The organism is Bacillus sp. M6-12 (assembly GCF_002860285.1).
Taxonomy (GTDB): domain Bacteria; phylum Bacillota; class Bacilli; order Bacillales; family DSM-1321; genus Peribacillus.
Genome location: NZ_PGVF01000016.1, coordinates 24,141 through 43,630, shown reverse-complemented (window position 1 = coordinate 43,630; position 19,490 = coordinate 24,141). Strand labels below are relative to the sequence as shown.

The window sequence follows — 19,490 nt, the reverse complement described above, 5'->3', positions numbered from 1 at the left end:
CAAATCTGCTTTTTGACTAGCCAATATTCCTTAATAAATCTTGCCTCACTTGAAACCCGGCTGGGCCACCGGCCGGGTTTTGGACTGTAATCTAGAAGGTTAAAAGCAGATTCAATCACAAATTTTAAAAAGGATTTTCATATTTACTATAGAATATTAATGAATTGAATAGTATCTTTCATTAAGAAAATGAGCTGCAATAAAATGCGAAAAATATGAAAAAAACAAGGAGCATACATATGACAGATTTCCAAAAACAATTAGAAAAGTACGCAGAGCTTGCGGTTAAGGTGGGCGTTAATATCCAGAAAGGCCAGACGCTTGTTGTCAATTCACTATTAGAAGGTGCTGAGCTTGCCCGCCTTATCGCAAAAAAGGCATATGAAGCGGGAGCAAGCAATGTAATCGTAAACTTTAGTGATGACACTCTTTCCCGCCTTAAATATGATATGGCTTCAGATGAAGTTTTTACAGAATATCCAGAACACCGTGCAAAGGAACAAATTGAACTTGCAGAAAAAGGAGCTGCTTTCCTTCATATTTTATCCTCAAGCCCAGCTTTGCTTAAAGGTGTAAAACCTGAGCGAATCGGCAGCTTCCAAAAAGCAGCAGGTGCAGCACTTAAGCAATACCGCCAAATGGTACAGTCAGATAAGGTCAGCTGGTCCATTATTGCGGTTCCTTCCCAGGCATGGGCAGATATGGTTTTCCCTGAAGAGCCTGCACAAAGCAGAGTTGACCTGCTATGGGAAGCTATCTTCAAGACAGTACGCATCGATAAAGAAAACCCGGTTGAAGCGTGGAAAACTCACAATGAAACACTGCACAAAAAGGTTGATTACCTAAACGGAAAACATTATAAAAAACTTCATTATCGTGCACCGGGAACTGATTTAACAATTGAGCTTCCTGAAAAACATATCTGGGTGGGTGCCGGAAGCGTCAACAAAAAAGGCATTGATTTCATGGCAAATATGCCAACTGAAGAAGTTTTCACTGTTCCATTAAAGACAGGTGTAAACGGTACAGTTTCCAGCACAAAGCCGCTCAGCTATGGCGGTAATATCATCGATCACTTTATGATCACGTTCAAGGACGGCCGGATAATCGATGTGAAAGCGGAAGAAGGCGAAGAAATTTTAAAGCAGCTTGTAGAGACAGATGAGGGTTCCCATTATCTTGGCGAGGTGGCGCTAGTGCCATTCAATTCACCCATTTCCCAGTCAAACATTCTTTTCTATAACACACTATTTGATGAGAATGCATCGAACCACCTGGCAATCGGAAGCTCTTACTCCTTCTGCCTTGAGGGCGGCAAGAAAATGTCACCTGAAGAGCTTGCTGAGCACGGCTTGAACGAAAGCTTGACGCATGTCGACTTCATGATTGGTTCTGCCGAAATGGACATCGACGGAATTAAAGAAGATGGCACAATTGAACCTGTATTTAAAAATGGTGATTGGGCGTTTTAACCAGCAGGATACAAAATTAAAAAGGGACTGCTCCTATAGTGATCTATAGAAGCAGTCCCATTTTTTACTTAGTGAAGAGGCTTTCATCTTATAATAGATCATCCCACTCCATTAAATCTTCCCGGTGTAATTCGTGAAGCCTGAGGTCTTTTTTGCTGTTTACAATTGCATGTTCTTTTTCTTCTTCAATCTCAGATGGAATTTTAAACAGCCTGTTCATGTCGGATGGAAGTGCTTGATGGGAAACTGTGATGGAAGGAATAGGTGTTTTGAGCTTTTTATGCGACGCAAGGTGGTAACCCCATAAACCAAAGGAAGGAACGGTAATATTGTATGCCTGCGTATGGAGTCCGGCTTTTTTCAGCGTTTCGCCTATGCTCCAAAATACCGTTGGTGTATCTTCGGGTGAATTTGACTGGCACACCATTACTCCTTTTTCGGATAGATGTTTTGCCACCTGGCTGAACAGCTCATGAGTGTATAATTTACTAATAAACTCGTTATCTGGATCAGGAAAGTCAATGATAATCACATCATACGGCTGATGATCTTCCATAATATATTGTTGGGCATCACGAACGTGTACTGTCACCTTTTCATTAAGCAGAGATCGGTTGTTGTGGGCGAGCATAACGGGGTGCGTTGTTGCAAGCTGGATTATAACAGGATCAATATCTACCAGATCCGCATGCTTTACACTCGGATATTTAAGAACTTCGCGCATGGCAAGCCCATCCCCTCCGCCCAAAATCAGGACTCGTTCAGGGGCAGCCGCCAATTCCATTGCCGGAAATACTAACGCTTCATGATAGTGCCGTTCATCCAGCGATGAAAACTGGAGTTCCTGATCTAAATAGAGCCGTAAGTCATTCGTTTCAACCAGCACAATCTCCTGAAATTCGCTTGCGCCCTTATAAAGCATTTTGTGTTTACTGTTCAATATTTCTTTTAACTGTTTTCTATCCCAATTATTGCCGCGACCGTTTGATAGCCGAAACACTTCTTTTGCTTCTGTTATGCTTGCTGCTCCTGCTTCTTCCCCTAGCTCCATATTCCTCAATGCAGGACCATTTTTTCCCTCACCGCGTGAAAGCTCACAGATCGAGGCACGTGTAGACTGAAATTCTTTTAGAAGTTCCTCTATGGCAGGCAAAAGTTCTTTATCCCCGCAAGTATAAAGATCAAGCGCTGCATAATTATGCTCAGGCCATGTATGAATGGATAGGTGGGAGGTTGAAAGCACAATAACCCCTGTGACTCCCTGAGGTGTAAAGGAATGAAAATACACAGACAAAATTTCCATACCTACATCATTAACCGTTTTTATTAGTAATTCCTTTAATCTGCCCTCATCATTAAGAATGTCCGCTTGACAGCCATACGCATCGATAACGAGATGTTGCCCTTTCGTATCCATCAATCCACTTCCCTCTTTATATAAAATTGTTGCTCCACTATATATTTGATACTTTATGTTCCTGTCCCATCATGGGTTTGTACTATTTCCCATTTTCTTAGTAAAAAAAAGCCCTTTTTACCTGTCCAGCATACCGGATTCCTGCAGTAGGCCTCTATCATACTAGTACAAATGTCTGTACAAGACATTCGTGGATTTTTCTATTTATAGGGAAAACGCTTAGGACAACTGTATTTATAGACTCATATAGATAGAGTACAAACAGTTACTAAAGACATTTGGAAGAGGTGATTTTTATTAGTACTGTAATAAAAGTCCAGGGCAGGTATAAGGTATGGCTCAATTGACTTCGCTTTTGACAATACTGTCATTTGTATTAACAATGATTTTTATATTTTGGAGACCAAAAGGGGTTAACGAAGCGATACCGGCGACGATTGGAGCTGTACTGATCTTTCTATGCGGGAGTGTCTCATTAGCGGACATTACTGATATAGGTTCGAAGGTAACAGGAGCTGCCGTAACAATTATGGCAACTATGGTAATGGCTATAGCTCTTGAAGGGATAGGCTTTTTTAACTGGGTTGCAGCAAGGATGCTTAAGGCAACAAAAGGATCTGGCATCCGGCTTTTTTGGCTCACGAACATGCTTTGCTTTCTAATGACCCTAGTTCTGAATAATGATGGAAGTATTCTGATCACAACCCCAATCCTGCTTTTAATCCTAAGGAATTTAGGATTGAAAAATCATCAAAAGCTTCCTTATCTCATTTCCGGTGCTTTAATTGCCACTGCATCCAGCGCACCAATTGGGGTTAGCAACATCGTGAACTTGATTTCCCTAGAAATTATCGGCATGGATCTTTATCTTCAAACAGCCATGATGTTTGTGCCAGGAACTCTCGGTTTGCTTTTTCTCACCTTTCTTTTGTATCTAATATTTAGTAGAGAAATGCCCAGGAAGATTCCCTACTTCCCTAAGCCAATAGATTATTCACAGTTATCAACCTTTCATCCGTTGCAGTCAGGGCCTGACCATCAAAAAATGCGAAAACAGACAAAATTAATGGTATCTGTACTTGCGTTCGTGCTGCTTGTCAGGATTTCTTTATTCATCGCATCCTACTACTCCATTTCAGTTTCATTGGTCTCAGTCGTCAGCTCCCTCATCCTATTAGGCTGGCGGTGGTGGTATTTAAAAATCAGCCCTTTTGATCTGCTGAAAAAGATTCCCTGGCACATTTTCATCTTTGCTTTTACGATGTATATCATAGTGTATGGCCTTAACAATATTGGTTTAACTGCCCTCTTAATCGACTATATTGAGCCGAGTGTCAGCTCTGGCCTGTTTAACGCAACTCTTGTAATGGGAACTCTTCTTTCAATACTGTCTAATCTTTTCAATAATCATCCCGCCCTGATGATAGGGACAATGGCGTTAACAGAAATGGGGCTTGATCCAATCACATTAAAAACGATCTATTTAGCCAATATTATCGGCAGTGATATAGGCTCCCTGTTATTGCCAACCGGTACATTGGCCACTCTTATATGGATGCATATTTTAAGGGGGAATCAGGTAAAAATTTCCTGGGGAAAATATATTGCAGTTACGATATTGGCCATCCCACTAACAGTAATCTTTACTCTAACCATTTTATATGTCTGGATCGAATTAGTATTCTACTAAAAACGCGGGTATACAACGATAGAAAAGAGGCTGACTCAGTGGACCCGACCTGAGCCAGCCTTCTATAGTGACAGGAATATTTTAGTTTCATAACCTGGCGCTCCGCATCCTAAAGCAGAACATGCAGGATCGACTGGGATATGAGCGAGTTGTGGAGTTGTGATGGCTCTTTATCACATCCAAGGCTGCAATGGCCATTGATGGCTCTACAGGGTTGCATTGGTTCTTTGATCACAACAAAAAGTTTGTGACAGTACTTGTCACAAACTCGAGGCCGACTAAAATCGCCACTGTAGTAGCTAATACTTTGTTACAACCTTCCTCCTGTGGCGAAATCGGCACTGGCACATCCTCACAAAGCTAACGTATTGTTTCGTGCGATGAATCGCTGCTGTATTGTTCCTTTTCCTGTATGCCGGGGCTTTAATTTCCTGCGGAAAAAAGTTACAGGGCGCTGGAGTGGGGGATAGATATACTACTTTCTTTATCCAATATTCCGAAATTTTTAATTTCCTTACACAGCAATAAAATCCCACATCTGGTTTCGAACCTTCTATTTTAATAAAATAACCTTTTTATAATAAAAAGGCCGCTACAGCGGGTCATGTTTATGCTCCATTGCGAACGGCCTGATTCCAGGATATGCATGTGATAATTTAATTTCAGGTTATGTTATGAACTGTTTTTAAATGCATCAGTTTCCAAAATAACGTCTTGCCTTCTGCATTTACAAGCTCGGCAATATTATTGTTAATATTTTTAAGGAGTCCGACTTTATTAGGATCATGGCCTAAATCAAAAACAAGTAAATGGCCTTCAAACTTTTTCAGCTGTTCCTCAAAGGATCGAGCCAGAGTCATACTGGCAGGAACCACTGGCAGATCGGCATTGCTTAGTGTATATGGTGTTAGATTATTGGTATAAGGGGTCAACCATTTCAGGTGCTGCATGGAGATACAAAGTGTTTTAAAAACTGGAGAGTAAAATACAATGTAATCGTTTAAAACACTCGTAATATAACCATGTATGGACATGTTCCCGGTTACGAAAATCTCCAGAAATTGGCCTTTTGCATTGTTTAGTATTTTTCTGTATGAAATGGATTCTTTTTCATTTTGAAAAGGCATGGTATTCGTCGGCTTTTGGGTTACTTCTTCAATCCCCTTGATTTCCCGCTTCTTAATATTGTGCAGGTGCAACAGCGGGATATAAAGATATTTCTCCCCATTAAATAAGACCAATATGTCCAGCCCAATGTCTATAAGTATCCCTGTAAAGAATGTTTTCCCTGAAATCTCCAGCTGCACATCCTTGCCCAGAAAGCTTTTTAATCCAGTCATTATCATCACTCCTTTCCTATTGGATGTTAGAATAATGGTGTATCAGCATAATCGCTAATACACCATTAGAAGGGTGTGCTATTTTACTTTCCGCTTGGTGCTTTACTGCAGATGCATCCAACATACCATGAAGTTAGTTTCTGGTTAATCTATAGGAGGAAGTTCTTTGTCTCCTTGCTGACCTTCTTGCATTTCCATTGTTATTATCGGAGCTATCATCCTGATATTGGTTGCTGCTGTTACTATTTTGGTTTTGATCTTGGTTTTGGTTTTGGTTTTGGTTTTGGTTTTGCATATTTTTAGCTGAACCTTTAGGTCCTGAGCTGATGCTTCGGATATGATAAGGGTGAATGCGGAGAACTTCTTGATTGCTCACCACTGTGAAATGGCCGCCAGAGTTCTCAACTAGTACACCTTCCATTGCTTCGGCTCCGCCGCGGTTAATCGATACCCAATTATGCTCCATATGCTTAAATACATCCTCAAATTTCGATGCACTTATTATATCTGGGTACACGACATTCTTTTGCTGATTCTTATCATTGTTTTGGATTATGCTCACACTTTTAACGTGATCAATATTAAAGTAGACTATGCCATCATCTTTAGTAAAAACAGCTATGAAATCACTTGTAGCTTCAAGCAGCATTCCCTTCTTCGATTCTGGGCCGCCTTGGTTGATTTTAACATTCTCATTCACCATCATGTTCAGCAATTCTGCAAAGCTGTCAGCTTCTAAATAATCAATCTGGCTGTTGCTGGATGGTAATTGCTGAGTGGAATTTGTTTTGGAATCTTCACTGACACTCTTAACATGCTGGGCTTGGTAATAGATAATTGAATCATTTTGTTTGTTGTTATTTTGATTATCATTATTGTTATTGTTATTGTTGTTTTGTATAGAGAGCGCAAAGTAATCTGATTTTACATCTACTAACATGCCCTTTTTGGATTCTGGACCCCCGCGGTAAACAGTTACTACTTTGCCTTTCAAAGCTCCAAGAAAAGAATGGTACGCTTGCACTTCGGATGCCATCTCAACAGTTTCATTAGCAGCATTAACTTCAGTTTCATTACTAACACTCACTGAATTTTCATTAGTACTCATTATTATCCTCCCTGTCCTTTATCCATATAGGTTATTTATAATGCATTATACGTATCCAGATTCTTTTTGACCTAGTCATTAGCCCATTTGTGGAGGTGCAGCTTTCAAATACCTAAGTCCAAGAATGCTTTTTCAAGAAAGAAATGCAGCCGCTACCTGTCTCCAAATCGGGCAAAAACATTGATATGCCGCAGTAAAATCCACAAAAAACCTGCGGACGCAATACATGTCCACAGGCGAAAGAAATTTATTATAATTTGAAAATTTTATACGCACGTCGATTACTTTCGGAAATCTTGTTTTGCATCATCTTTCTTCTAGAAGTAAATCCAATGCCCATCAACCTTTTTGCGGGACAGTCCCTGCGTTTTAGTTCGGAGCTCAATAAACTTTGTTAAAAAAGCAAGATTGATACTTGAAACCATTTGTTGTTCTGGCAAATCGGAATCAACCCTGTGAATGGCATATTCCAAAGCAGGAATTGCCCAATTATGGAGCGCCTCCCGGTACAATTTATCCCGGAATTTGTCCTCTTTTTCATGCAATGCGTTCCAAAAACCAATTTCTTCATCCAAATCTGCCAGCAGATCTTCATGCAGCATCTCCCGGACCCTTTCAGGAAGCAAGTATTTATTTTCGCGGGAAAGATTTAAATTGTACATCTTGTTAATCCCGATGTATCCATTTTCACTGTAGTTATCTCCGTATATAAGTTCCATAAACCGGTACCAGCGGTTTTTAGTCCCTTTTCGGACTTTTTTAGCCTTCTCCAGATACGGCTTGATCTGGGATTTCACCATATAAGCAATCATCTGCTCCGGCTCGGTTAACTCATATGGTACATAGTTTATGGAAAGCTGCGAAATGATCCGGTTAATAACCGTATCGTCATTAGTGGTTTGAAACTCCTTAATTGCCTCTCTAAAATCCATATTCTGCCCACACTTTCAATTTTGACATTAACCGGCTAAATAGGAAGAGTTCGGGAGTGTTCCTATCGTTAATGTTGCCTCGGTATTAAGCAGGGGTAGTCTAATTTCCCAAGCTTGTCCGGAGACACACAGTATATCTCTTTTTTTACCGGCAATCACTGTTGGCCGAAATATCCTCCCTAAATACCGGCCAGTAAGGATCCGCTTGTTATTTTGGTATCGTTTGTTAAGTGCATATAATTTGCGGTATTTTAAATTTATTAACACGGAGCTGAATCCTCAGAAGAAATCTGCCTTCACTTTGACATTTCTTAACCCTGCCCCCATATGGCCATCTTTCAATGAAAATACAAATGTCCAAGCACCTCAAAATATTAAATGCAATGCACATTGAAGGTGAAACGTACAAGAGACTATACAGCTTGTTTTACTGCTTTATTTTCAAAAAAAAAACGCCTTCCCGCAGGAAGACGCTCAAGATTTTAATAAATAACATTGGTGAATCAGCTGGTGAAAGTTTGTTCTGAAGTATTGGGTTTGTTTTTATCTTCCTTTTTAATAAAAATCTGCAAGGCAATCATTACCGCAAACAATATCAGTCCGGTAATATCAGAAATCCGTTCTGGATAAATCAGCAGTAAACCAGTAATAACCGCCAAAATCCGTTCAACTGCCATCATTCTCCGGAACCAATAGCCGATCATACCAGCGCCGATGGCAATCATTCCGCATATGGATGTAAAGACTACCCATGCAGTGCTGTACCAGGTTGTATCAATCATCAGCATTTCCGGTGACAATACGAACACATACGGAATGATAAATGCTGCAATAGCGAGCTTTGAAGAGATTATGCCGGTACGGATCGGCTCACCGCCTGAAACACCCGCAGCTGCAAAGGCAGCCAAGGCAACTGGCGGAGTGATGTCTGCAATGATACCGAAGTAAAATACGAATAAGTGGGCAGACAAATCAGGTACACCCAGCAGAATAATGGCAGGTGCAGCAATCGTTGAGGTAATTACGTAATTCGCAGTTGTTGGCGACCCCATACCGAGAATTAATGATGCAATCATCGTAAAGAACAACGTTAAGATCAATATACCTTTTGGTGAAGAAGTCATTCCTGCTGCAAGGTCAATCAGCCCGTTTGCCATTTTAAGGCCAAGGCCGGTTTTTGTTACAACACCTACGATGATTCCTGCCGCTGCTGTTGCCGCAGCAACACTTAGTGCTGTCCTCGCACCATCTACCAATGCTTCAATAAACCCGCTAATCCCAATGCGTGTTTCTTTGCGAATAGCACTGACAGCTACTGTTATTAAGATGGCCCATAGCGCCCCCCGCATAACGCTGATATCTGTCATAAGCAGCGCGACTATGGCGACAATCGGGATTAACAAGTATAGCTTTTTTAGCACTTCGTTGCGATCAGGAAGTTCTTCATCCTTCAGACCGCGTAGCCCGAGCCGTTTTGCTTCAAAATGAGTCATAATCCAAATTCCGGCAAAGTAAAGAATGGCAGGGATAGCCGCCGCTTTTGCAATATCCCAGTAGGTAATTCCCCCTCCGATGAATTCAACCATTAAAAAGGCTGCTGCTCCCATAATAGGCGGCATTAACTGTCCGCCTGTAGAAGCAGACGCTTCAACAGCTCCGGCAAATTCTTTTTTATAGCCAAGACGCTTCATCATTGGAATTGTAAAGGCTCCTGAGGTTACTACGTTAGCAACGGAACTCCCGCTAATCGTACCTTGAAGGGCACTTGAGAAAATAGCAACCTTTGCAGGGCCCCCAACTCTTTTCCCGGCAATCATGACAGCGAGGTCATTGAAATATTCTCCAACACCGGTTTTGATCAAAAATGCCCCGAATAAAAGAAACACAAAGATAAAGGTTGAAGACACACCAAGCGGAGTACCCAGTATACCCTCAGTGGTAAAGAACATCGTCTGAACCAGACGTTCCATAGTTAAGCCTCTGTGAGCCAAAAATCCAGGCATATAAGGTCCGTAGAGAGCATATGCCATGAATACGGCCGCGATAATGGTAATTGGCAAACCGACTGTTCTCCGGGTAGCCTCCAGCACCAGAAGGATCGCAACGATACCTACCGTGAAGTCCATTGGCGTAAGCCTTCCGACCCGCATGACCAGATCTTCCATCATGACCGGCCAATAAGCACCCACCCCGACTGCCAAAATGGCCAGAATCGCATCATACCATGCAACTCCGCCTTTTTTTCTTAGCTTCTTGCTTGCAGGAAACAGCAAAAAAATTAAAGAAAGGCCAAAACCAAGATGGACCGATCGCTGTAACTGAGCCATTAATGGCTTAATTGCAGCGGTGTACACCTGAAATATAGAAAAGGCGAGCAGTCCAAAAAAAGCAATTTTTGCCGAAATTCCGGTAAGTTTCCTTGTTCCGGCCTCCGGATCGTACTTTTCCATTAGTTCCTGCTGTTCTTCCTGTGTTAGTGATTGAAATTTATTTTCTTCCAAGGATATTCACTCCTCTCAATTGCTGCCATAAAGTAAGCTGTTTCCATTTAATCCTGACCCACGTGCCAGGCTCAATGCTGTCTTTCAGCGGAAATGAATGATTTTTGTATAAAAGCGTATGGTTCGCCCTTACTTTTCCAATCCGCAGATCAATTTGAGGAAAGACCCTATTCATATTTCCTATGTAATATTTGCCGTCTTTCTTCGTAAATGTCTCACCTTCACCTGCGTTTTCAGGCATTCCAATTCCGAAATCCTCGTACACCAATTCAACCTGCTGGATTTCTCCGGTATCCTTCAGCTTATAAGTTTCAACCACCTTGGAAAGATGGATCGAATGTGTATACATTATGCTGAACCTTTCTCCTTTTTTAATCGGGAGAAAAGCCAATACTTTGTCCGATTTTTCAAACTGGAAAACCAGTGCTGACCGATAAGGAACAAAAAGCGCCGCAAAAGAGAACAGCATAATAAGTAAAATGTATGCGTACCGCTTTTTCATTCCCGCTCGTTGTTCCCTGGCCATAACTGCTCCTTAACCAAAAGATAGACCGATTGCATGAACCGGTCTACCCGTTTTTTTAATTATTTAACGCCTTTTTCATCAAAGTATTTCTTTGCGCCAGGATGTACATCAATCCCTACACCGTTCAACGCGTTTTCAACCTTGATTAATTTGCCTTTTGCATGTGTTACTTTATCCATATTTTCATATAGAGCTTTTGTCATATCATAGACAAGCTGTTCATCAAGGTCATCCCTGACAACCAGCATTGCCTGTACGGCTACTGTCTTTACTTCTTCTTTAATCTTGTAAGTATTAGCAGGAACTTTATCTTCCGCATAATATGGATATTTCTCAATCAGCGCTTTAATTTTATCATCAGCAATCGGAACGATTACAACTTCCTGAGTAGCTGCCAAACCTTCAACTGCGCCCGTTGGAGCTCCTGCTGTGATAAATGCAGCATCAATTGTTCCATCCTGGATTCCACCTGTAGATTCATCGAATGATAAGTTTTGAGGCTTAATATCCTTCATTGTCATGCCATGAATCTCTAGGATTTGCTCAGCGTTCGCATATGTACCTGAACCTGGCGCACCTACGGAAACTGATTTACCCTTTAAATCTTCTACTTTCGTAATCTTTGATTTTGCTAAAGTCACGATTTGAACTGTTTCAGGATAAAGAGACGAAATAGCTTTCACATTTTCAACTGCTTTGCCTTCAAACATAAGCTTTCCTTCCGTTGCATAAGAAGCGATATCCGTTTGAGTAAAAGCAATATCAGCATCTCCCGCTTTGATTGCTTCCATGTTTTCAGCAGATGCACCTGAAGACTGGGCTGTTGTTTCAGCATTTGTGTTATCTGTAATGATATCAGCAAAAGTTCCGCCCAAAGGATAGTATGTACCGCCTGTTCCGCCTGTTACAAGGTTAAGGAATTGCTTTTTGCCGCTTTCGCCGCCTTCTTTACTTTCGCCGCCTTTTCCGGATGTTTCTTCCGACCCGCCTCCTCCGCATGCCGCCAAGATCATGGACAGAGCGAGCAAAAGGATCGCTGGAAAAATAAAACTCTTTTTTTTCATTCAATTTCCCCCTTTTTAATAGCATAAAAATGTACTATTTTATCTTACCATATTAATCCTTTTAGTTGTTGTACAATTCTAATTTTAACATTAATTTAGAACATTTTTACTAATTAATTCAAATTGTACCTCTTTTAGCAAATGTGAAAAACCGGCGGCCTCATTGGCGCCGGTTTTACTATTAGCCACATTTTTTCATTTTGACAAATGCGTTTTCAGAAAGGGCTTCCTCTTCATCTCGTAATCATTGGGTCCTCAGTTCTTCGCCCCATTGAAAATTTATACCTGCTGTAATTGATTGCCTAGTATATCCTTTAGTCTGCGGTCAAACATCTTTTGAATTCTATCTTTTCCTTGTACTTCCACTGGAGTTTCTATCTCTCTTCCATTTACGATTACTTGCTGGTCATAGCGGATTAACATGGCAGGAAGATACTCTTCATAAACTCTTCTGATTCTTTCGGCATGCTCCGGTTTTCTGGAGAATTGTTTCAGCATTCTTAGTCCAAATCCGACGTGACGCCCTTCGTCCCTTTTAATGTTTTTAAACGCCTCCCTTAAACCAGGCAGGAGATTATACTGTCCCCAAACTGCTTCATAGACATCATAGCCAACCATTGCCTGAACACCTTCAATAATCCCCTGATAGTGGGCCATTCCTTCTACCATCGCTGCTTCTCTTGACTCCGGGCCCTCTTCAATGGCTTGGATAAGCTGTTTGCCCCTTGGGTCGAGGGTATCATGGACAATATTCTGGACTTTATTTTCGCGATCCACTCCCAGCACTTCTTTAAAGTATCGTTCAAAAAACTCAGTATGCTTAAATTCCTCCACTAATTGTGTGCTTAAAAAAGCTTGTTGATGAGTTGTCGGCGCCACCATAACCCAGGGACAAAATTGGACAGCAACATTTTCCTCCGCATTCCAAAACCCCGTGCAAAAATGGATAAGGTAATCCCTTTTTTGTTGATCCATTGTGGCAAAATGCTTTTTGTCTTCTGTTAAATCGATCTCCTGCGGATCCCATGTCCCAAATCGTATTGCCATACGATAAAGAGAATAAGCAAGCTCATCAGCTTTTCTTCGATCTTCGTGGTTTAAATCCTGAATGTGTTCTAATTCTTTATCCACCTGTTCATAATTCAGACGATCTTGAGATATGCTCATACTTTCATCCTCCTGCAATATATTTTTTATTCAAAAGGAAAAATCCTTTCGGCTAACATACATTGGTTGGTGTCTTTCAGGTATCACAGCCAGCTGCGGAGTGTCTTGCTCCTCCTTATATCCTTAGAAAATGGTCGCGAGCAGCTGCTGAATTTCCTCGACTGATGCTTCACGCGGATTAAACTTCCACATTCCGCTCTTTATAGAGTCATGTGCAATTCCTTCCAGCTGATCTTCCTTGACATTTACATCCCGAAGCCTGGCTGGCAACAAGACGTCATTCCTTAATTGCCTTACTTCCTCTAAAACCTTTTCTGCAATAGACCTTTTTGATAGTTTATTATCTTCAAAAAGAACTCTTCCAATGTCTTGGTATCTTTCTATTGAAGTTTCCAAATTAAACTCCATCACTCTTGGCAATAAAAGTCCAATAGCTACTCCATGGCTAACATGTGCATGCCCGCTTATTGCACTTCCGATTGCATGGGCCAGCCCCAGATATGATTGATTAAAGGCAATCCCTGCCAACAGGCTGGCTTCAGCCATTTTCGTTCTTGCTTCTATATCCGTACCATCAAGAACTGCCCTCCGGAGATATTTATGGGCTGTTTTCATGGCTGACAGTGCCAGTGCATCACTCGTCGGCTGTGCTGCTTTTGAAACGAACGTTTCCGCAGCATGGGCAAAGGCATCAAACCCGGAAGCTGCTGTTATACTTGCAGGAGCGGTCATTGTTAATTCCGGATCAACAATGCTCAAATCTGGTGATAAGAAGGGACTTACCACTGTTACTTTTCTATTTTCTTCCCAGTCAGAAAATACAGCAAAAATGGTAACTTCACTTCCTGTACCGGAAGTAGTGGGTATCGCAATAAGCGGAATATTTGATGGCTCTTTAACAATATTGTTGCCTGCATAATCCCTGATCGACCCGCCATTTCCAGCCACTACCCGAATACCCTTTGCGGTATCAATTGGGCTGCCGCCTCCGACTGAGATGATCAGGTCACATTGAGATTCCTTAAACACATGAGCTGCTCTATCTACCGTTTCGACGCTTGGATCCGGTTCTACATCACTATAAACCTCATAAGAAATCCCCGTTGATTCTAACTGATTTATTATCCCCTCTAGAAGGCCTGCGTTCAGAACTCCTTTATCGGTTACAATAAACGCCCTGCTAGCTTGAAAGGGGAGATCTCTTAATACGTCTATTTTCCCAAAGCCAAAGTGGACTTTCGTCGGCAAATGAAAAGTAAATGATTGATTCATTCACAAAGCCTCCTTTTCTAATCTTCAAAATCAATATTGATATGCTTCGTTTCCGTGTATTCGAAAAGGCCTTCAAGCCCTCTTGTACGCCCTAAGCCGCTTTCTTTATATCCTCCAAATTCTGTTGAAGGGTAATTTTTGTTATACGTATTGATCCAGACTGTACCTGCATCAATTTTCTTTGAGACTCTCAAAGCCCTATTAATGTCCTTCGTCCATACACCGGCTGCCAGCCCAAAGATCGTTCCATTTGCAAGCTGTATCGCCTCTTCTTCATCCTTAAATGATTGGACGACTAGAACAGGGCCAAATATTTCTTCCTGGCAGATGGAGGATTCAAGCGGGACTTCATCAAAGATAGTCGGCTCCATAAAAAAGCCTTTATCATAATCGCCGCCTTTTAATTGGGTGCCGCCTGTTACAAGCTTTGCGACTCTTTTTCCCTCTTCGCAATAGGTAAGGACCCCCTTTAGCTGTGACTCTGAAATGACAGGTCCCATATCAACGGTTTCATCCATTCCGTTTCCTACCTTTATCTTTTCGGCCTCTATTTTTAACTGACTGACCACTTCTTTATGGATTGATTCGTGTACTAGCAATCTTGAGCCTGCAAAACACATTTGCCCGGCAGTTATAAAAATTGATTTTGCAATAACCGGTACAGCCTTCTGAATATCCGCATCCGGGAAGAGAATATTGGGAGATTTTCCGCCAAGTTCAAGTGCTAATTTTTTCACTTTATCGGCTGCAACCTTTGCCAGCTGTTTTCCAGTGGTTGTGTCTCCAGTGAAGCTAATAGCATGAACATCGGGACTTTTAGAGATTTCCTCGCCAATCAATGCTCCAGGTCCCGTAACAATGTTAACAACTCCTGGAGGAAACTCAGCAATTTCCTCAATTAGCCCAACTAAGGCCACACTTATTAAAGGTGTCCGGCTTGCCGGCTTTAGAATAACCGTATTGCCTGCAGCCAAGGCTGGTGCAACCTCTCGAATCATTAGCATAGCCGGCCAATTCCAAGGTGAAATGATTCCAACTACGCCAATTGGACTTTTATCTACAATTCCATAGGAGGATTCAGATAGATTAATAGACCGTCCAAAAACACTTCGTGCCATTCCAGCAAAATACTTAAGAGTATCTATACATGAACCTATTTCTATACGCGATTCTTTCAGCGGTTTACCATTCTCTTTTGTGAGGATAGTTGAGATTTTCTCTTTGTTTTCCTCTAATCTATTTGCCCACTTCATCAATGCGTCTGAACGTTTAACCGCATTGTATTTCCAATCACCCGTTTCAAATGCCTTTTTAGCGGATTGAATCGCTTTTTTAATATCCTCCAGGCCCGATTTCTGTGCAACACCTACTACCTCTCCTGTTGCCGGATTAATCGCTTTCATTGTCTCCCCTGTTTGTGATTCCTGCCATCTTCCATCAATAAAATTTTTTACCGCTTCCGTTGTTAGCAGCATGCCTTTTAATCTCCCTTCGTTATTTATTCAAAACCGATCCATCTTTCAAATTCAATTACCCTGATTCCATTTTGAAATTATGTCCACTTCATTGCTTCCCGTAACTTCAAAAACATCATTTTTCATTAAAGATATGTAATTCATTGAAGTCAAAAACATCTCTTTTAAAAGAGAGGGGGATTATCTTTCCCCCCTCTAATTGGCTACTTTAAATTTCCTTTTGTTTCCGGAATGATCAGGGAGCCAACTATATAAAGCAAGTAGAGGCCGATGAAGAAATACATCAGGGTATGAGGGATATTGCTGACATTTCCGCTTGCTAAAGTAACGAATGTCGGCATCATTCCTCCAACCGCAAACCCCATGTTCCAGGAAAGGCCGGTACCTGTTGACCGAATGGAGGTTGGAAATCTTTCATTTAGAAAAATTAATACAGGGGCATAGGAAGCATTCCCTAAAAATACAACGCCGATAGTATATAAATAAATTAAAGTAGTAGAGGTTGCGTCTGCTAGTGAGAGGTAAAAGAAGGGAAGTCCAATGATGTTTAAAACACCTATCACCAGGAAGGTCTTCTTTCTGCCGAATTTTTCACTGAGATGGCCCGCAATAAGGGCTGCAATAATGGTCACTATGCTTGAGACAATGAGAATTCCTGATTTAGTTCCTGGAGTTACTTCATTTACTACGCTTAAGAATGTTGGAATAAAACCGGAAGTCAGATAATAACTGGCACCGCCGCCGATAACAATCATTAAGTTAACCAACAATATGCCCCCGTAGACCGTAAATAAGGTTTTAACCGGCTTTTGTTCGATTGCTGGTTTGTTTGCATTCTTATCTTTTTTCTTCTCCTGGAGTTCCTTCCATAATGGTGATTCATCTAAATTGCGGAAAACAAACAATCCGGCAATTGATCCAAATATTCCAGTAAAGAACATGACTCTCCATCCCCATTCACTGAATGCTTCTCCGGGGAAAAGAGCGGATACAATGGCAAATGTGATAGAAGCGAATAAGGCGCCTAACCCTGCTCCGCCCCCACCAATAAGACCTGACATTAAGCCTCTTAGCTTTGGAGGAGCCGATTCTGTCCCAATGGTATGTGTTGAAGCAACAACACCACCAACAAATATCCCTTGTACAAGACGGAGAACCAAGAAAATGATTGCGGCAAATACACCAATTTGCGGTACAGTTGGCAAAAGTCCGAAAGCAGCTGTACTTAAACCCACCCCAACGATGGCAACTGTCATTGATTTCTTCCTTCCGTTCTTATCTGCGAAGGAACCAAAAATAGCTGAACCAAGCGGACGCATAAGCAATGTCACGGCAAAGGAAGCATAAACCGCCGCCAGAGAAAGTGTCGGATTATTGCTGGGAAAGAAAAGTGCACCAATTGTGGGCGTTACATATAAAAGAAGAAAAAGGTCATAAAGATCAAAAGACCAGCCTAATAATGAAGCCATAGTAGCCGATACTAATTGACGGTTATTCGTTGTTTCATTAGCAGCTTCTGAAACAACTTGCGGAATTGCCGTATTCGACATAAACGTTCCTCCTATCATCCTAATAATTCAAATATTTCTATTTCGGTTAACTTAATGTTAAATGTACAGGCCAAAGCTGTTTTAAACTGAAAGCGGTTACAATTTGTAATGAAGATGTTTTTATAAAGGATGACTAAATTTAAATATCACCTACTTTCTTTCATAAATACTAGCACCTTAAAAAATCTAACTTTTCTAAATATTAATATAACTGCCCTGTCCATGGTTTTAAATTTTTGCTTTTGTGTTTATAAAATATGTTTATTTAAAATCAGCTCTGCATTTCAATGTGTTGGTGTCATCCGAAACCCATCATCCAGAATCCGAATCATTTGATATTTTTTAAATAGCGGTATAAGACTTTTTCTTCTTGAATCACTTTCTTCATAATGTAAATATCCGCAGGAATAAAGGGTAGATGAATCTATCCTTTTTATATCAGTCAATACATGGTTTGACTTTTTACAGGCTTCTTAGCAAATGCTGTGATAGAGCCTTAAAACAAGACTCGAAAAAACCGGCAGCCTCTTGGCGCCGGTTTTTCTATTAAGCCGATCATTTCGTAAAATTTTACAAGTGTTTATCTCTTTCAAGGTGAACGGATTGAATCGATTTATCAGGATTGATATATTCTTCTAAATTGCACTCATTATAACCAGGTATTTGAACACGCAAGTATTGCATCGGTTCACTGTTTAATGGAACTGTACAGTCCAATCCCATCTTCGAGCCTACTCCATCTCGGGTAGACGGATCAAGCTTGGAACTCTGGGATTCATGAACCGTGACTAAATCTCTGTCCGCTTGAAAGCGGGTAGCGATGGCCCATTCTACCTCTTCCATATTGAAAATATCAACCTCTTCATCGGTAACTACAACATGTTTAATATCAAAACTGTTTGCAAGAGCAGCTAAAATTGCATTTTTCGCTTCTCCTTCATTTCGTTTTTTTATTGAAACAATCGCATGATAGCGACATGTACCACCAGGACTCATATGCACCGCTTTTACTGACGGAACGGTCTGGCGAATGCTTTGGAAAAGACTCGCCTCACGGGGAATTCCACCAAGCAAAAGGTGTTCATATCCCGCAGGAACAATCGTATAAAAAATGGGATTGTTCCGGTGAGTTACCGCTGTAATCTCAATTACCTCCTTGTCACTGCGAGGCCCATAATATTTTGGGAATTCTCCGAAAGGTCCTTCTGGCTCACGAACATGTGGAAGAATATTACCTTCTAATACAATTTCCGCATAAGCCGGGACATCAATATCAACCGTTTCACAACGAACCACTTCTAATGGTTCTCCCCGAAGAGCACTTGAGATTTCAAGTTCATCTATTCCAAAAGAAGTGCTTGCTTGTGATGCCAGTAAGGTGATCGGATCGACGCCAATTGCGATCGCACATTCCAGTGGTCTCCCCGCCTCTTCAGCCTGCTTATACAAATGAAAAGTATGGCGAGGCAAAATTAAGGCTCCTATCTTGTTTTCTCCGGAAATCTGGAGGCGGTGAATTGAAACATTCTGCTTGCGAGTAACTGGATCCCGAACAATAAATAATCCAGCTGTAATGTAATTACCCGAATCTTTCTCATGGTGAACCGGAATTGGAAACATCTTCATCAAATCGATATTTTCTAGAATAATATTTTCTTTAACAGGTGCTTCCTTTTCGTTAACTAGCAGACATGGTTCTGGAGCGGAGACTGCCTCTGTGAATTTGTTTATAACACCATATTGATCCACTTCCAAAGCTTCCGCAAAATCTTCACGTGTTGAACAAATTCCTGATACAACAGGAATTTGATAATCTTCTACGCTAGTAAAATAACTAGCTTTTTTTCCATCTAATTTTTTCGCAACAGCAGCAATCTCATAATCTAAACTGACATTTTTATCAATTGTCGCTAAACGCCCCGTTTTTTGCAGGTGGGTTAGCCATGTCCTAAATGTCTTTGATCTCATAAATGAAT

Annotated in this window: 14 protein-coding genes; 2 read left to right on the top strand and 12 right to left on the bottom strand. The window is 41.1% G+C overall.

Annotation, left to right across the window (positions count from 1 at the left end; all coding sequences use genetic code 11):
- The first annotated feature begins 239 nt into the window (after positions 1-239).
- Positions 240-1,472: an aminopeptidase gene (locus tag CVD28_RS18460; RefSeq protein WP_101594855.1), complete on the top strand. Its 1,233-nt coding sequence runs from the start codon at positions 240-242 to the stop codon at positions 1,470-1,472.
- Positions 1,473-1,560: 88 nt separating this feature from the next.
- On the opposite strand, the gene speD is transcribed toward CVD28_RS18460, so the two are convergent.
- The gene (gene speD / locus CVD28_RS18455; protein ID WP_101594851.1) at positions 1,561-2,889 is read right to left on the bottom strand and encodes an adenosylmethionine decarboxylase; all 1,329 of its coding nucleotides are present in this window, start codon (positions 2,887-2,889) and stop codon (positions 1,561-1,563) included.
- A 334-nt stretch (positions 2,890-3,223) separates the two neighbouring features.
- On the opposite strand from speD, the gene CVD28_RS18450 reads away from it, so the two are divergent.
- On the top strand, positions 3,224-4,579 hold the full coding sequence (locus CVD28_RS18450; RefSeq protein WP_101594848.1) for an arsenic transporter: 1,356 nt from the start codon (positions 3,224-3,226) through the stop codon (positions 4,577-4,579).
- Positions 4,580-5,241: 662 nt separating this feature from the next.
- Here CVD28_RS18450 and CVD28_RS18445 read toward each other — a convergent pair.
- The 11 genes from CVD28_RS18445 to CVD28_RS18400 form a co-directional block, all read right to left on the bottom strand.
- Positions 5,242-5,919, bottom strand: a complete 678-nt coding sequence (locus tag CVD28_RS18445; protein ID WP_101594843.1) for a DUF2642 domain-containing protein — start codon at positions 5,917-5,919, stop codon at positions 5,242-5,244.
- Between the two features lie 133 nt (positions 5,920-6,052).
- A complete protein-coding gene (locus tag CVD28_RS27565; RefSeq protein WP_142384797.1) occupies positions 6,053-7,027 on the bottom strand; it encodes a spore coat protein in 975 nt (324 codons plus the stop codon).
- Between the two features lie 317 nt (positions 7,028-7,344).
- Entirely contained in the window at positions 7,345-7,959 is a 615-nt protein-coding gene (locus CVD28_RS18440) for a hypothetical protein (RefSeq protein WP_101594839.1), read from the bottom strand.
- Between the two features lie 503 nt (positions 7,960-8,462).
- The gene (locus CVD28_RS18435; protein ID WP_101595480.1) at positions 8,463-10,409 is read right to left on the bottom strand and encodes a TRAP transporter permease; all 1,947 of its coding nucleotides are present in this window, start codon (positions 10,407-10,409) and stop codon (positions 8,463-8,465) included.
- 37 nt (positions 10,410-10,446) lie between these two features.
- Positions 10,447-10,986 (bottom strand): DUF1850 domain-containing protein, encoded by a 540-nt coding sequence (locus CVD28_RS18430; RefSeq protein WP_257985913.1) that lies wholly within the window; start codon positions 10,984-10,986, stop codon positions 10,447-10,449.
- Between the two features lie 59 nt (positions 10,987-11,045).
- A complete protein-coding gene (locus tag CVD28_RS18425) occupies positions 11,046-12,050 on the bottom strand; it encodes a TAXI family TRAP transporter solute-binding subunit (RefSeq protein ID WP_101594836.1) in 1,005 nt (334 codons plus the stop codon).
- A 279-nt stretch (positions 12,051-12,329) separates the two neighbouring features.
- Positions 12,330-13,217 carry a R2-like ligand-binding oxidase gene (locus CVD28_RS18420; RefSeq protein ID WP_101594833.1) on the bottom strand — a complete coding sequence of 296 codons (888 nt, stop codon included), beginning with the start codon at positions 13,215-13,217 and terminating at the stop codon, positions 12,330-12,332.
- A 123-nt stretch (positions 13,218-13,340) separates the two neighbouring features.
- Positions 13,341-14,489: an iron-containing alcohol dehydrogenase family protein gene (locus CVD28_RS18415; protein ID WP_101594830.1), complete on the bottom strand. Its 1,149-nt coding sequence runs from the start codon at positions 14,487-14,489 to the stop codon at positions 13,341-13,343.
- Positions 14,490-14,506: 17 nt separating this feature from the next.
- The gene (locus CVD28_RS18410; RefSeq protein ID WP_101594827.1) at positions 14,507-15,964 is read right to left on the bottom strand and encodes an aldehyde dehydrogenase family protein; all 1,458 of its coding nucleotides are present in this window, start codon (positions 15,962-15,964) and stop codon (positions 14,507-14,509) included.
- A 203-nt stretch (positions 15,965-16,167) separates the two neighbouring features.
- The gene (locus tag CVD28_RS18405) at positions 16,168-17,514 is read right to left on the bottom strand and encodes an MFS transporter (RefSeq protein WP_101594824.1); all 1,347 of its coding nucleotides are present in this window, start codon (positions 17,512-17,514) and stop codon (positions 16,168-16,170) included.
- A 570-nt stretch (positions 17,515-18,084) separates the two neighbouring features.
- Entirely contained in the window at positions 18,085-19,482 is a 1,398-nt protein-coding gene (locus CVD28_RS18400) for a UbiD family decarboxylase (protein ID WP_101594821.1), read from the bottom strand.
- Positions 19,483-19,490: the final 8 nt, after the last annotated feature.

Coding starts and splice junctions, on each gene's coding strand:
- CVD28_RS18430 (WP_257985913.1), bottom strand. CDS start 10,986: ATGGCCAGGGAACAACGAGCGGGAATGAAAAAGCGGTACGCATACATT.
- CVD28_RS18440 (WP_101594839.1), bottom strand. CDS start 7,959: ATGGATTTTAGAGAGGCAATTAAGGAGTTTCAAACCACTAATGACGAT.
- CVD28_RS18400 (WP_101594821.1), bottom strand. CDS start 19,482: ATGAGATCAAAGACATTTAGGACATGGCTAACCCACCTGCAAAAAACG.
- CVD28_RS18460 (WP_101594855.1), top strand. CDS start 240: ATGACAGATTTCCAAAAACAATTAGAAAAGTACGCAGAGCTTGCGGTT.
- CVD28_RS27565 (WP_142384797.1), bottom strand. CDS start 7,027: ATGAGTACTAATGAAAATTCAGTGAGTGTTAGTAATGAAACTGAAGTT.
- CVD28_RS18445 (WP_101594843.1), bottom strand. CDS start 5,919: ATGACTGGATTAAAAAGCTTTCTGGGCAAGGATGTGCAGCTGGAGATT.
- CVD28_RS18405 (WP_101594824.1), bottom strand. CDS start 17,514: ATGTCGAATACGGCAATTCCGCAAGTTGTTTCAGAAGCTGCTAATGAA.
- CVD28_RS18425 (WP_101594836.1), bottom strand. CDS start 12,050: ATGAAAAAAAAGAGTTTTATTTTTCCAGCGATCCTTTTGCTCGCTCTG.
- CVD28_RS18415 (WP_101594830.1), bottom strand. CDS start 14,489: ATGAATCAATCATTTACTTTTCATTTGCCGACGAAAGTCCACTTTGGC.
- CVD28_RS18420 (WP_101594833.1), bottom strand. CDS start 13,217: ATGAGCATATCTCAAGATCGTCTGAATTATGAACAGGTGGATAAAGAA.
- speD (WP_101594851.1), bottom strand. CDS start 2,889: ATGGATACGAAAGGGCAACATCTCGTTATCGATGCGTATGGCTGTCAA.
- CVD28_RS18435 (WP_101595480.1), bottom strand. CDS start 10,409: ATGGAAAAGTACGATCCGGAGGCCGGAACAAGGAAACTTACCGGAATT.
- CVD28_RS18410 (WP_101594827.1), bottom strand. CDS start 15,964: ATGCTGCTAACAACGGAAGCGGTAAAAAATTTTATTGATGGAAGATGG.
- CVD28_RS18450 (WP_101594848.1), top strand. CDS start 3,224: ATGGCTCAATTGACTTCGCTTTTGACAATACTGTCATTTGTATTAACA.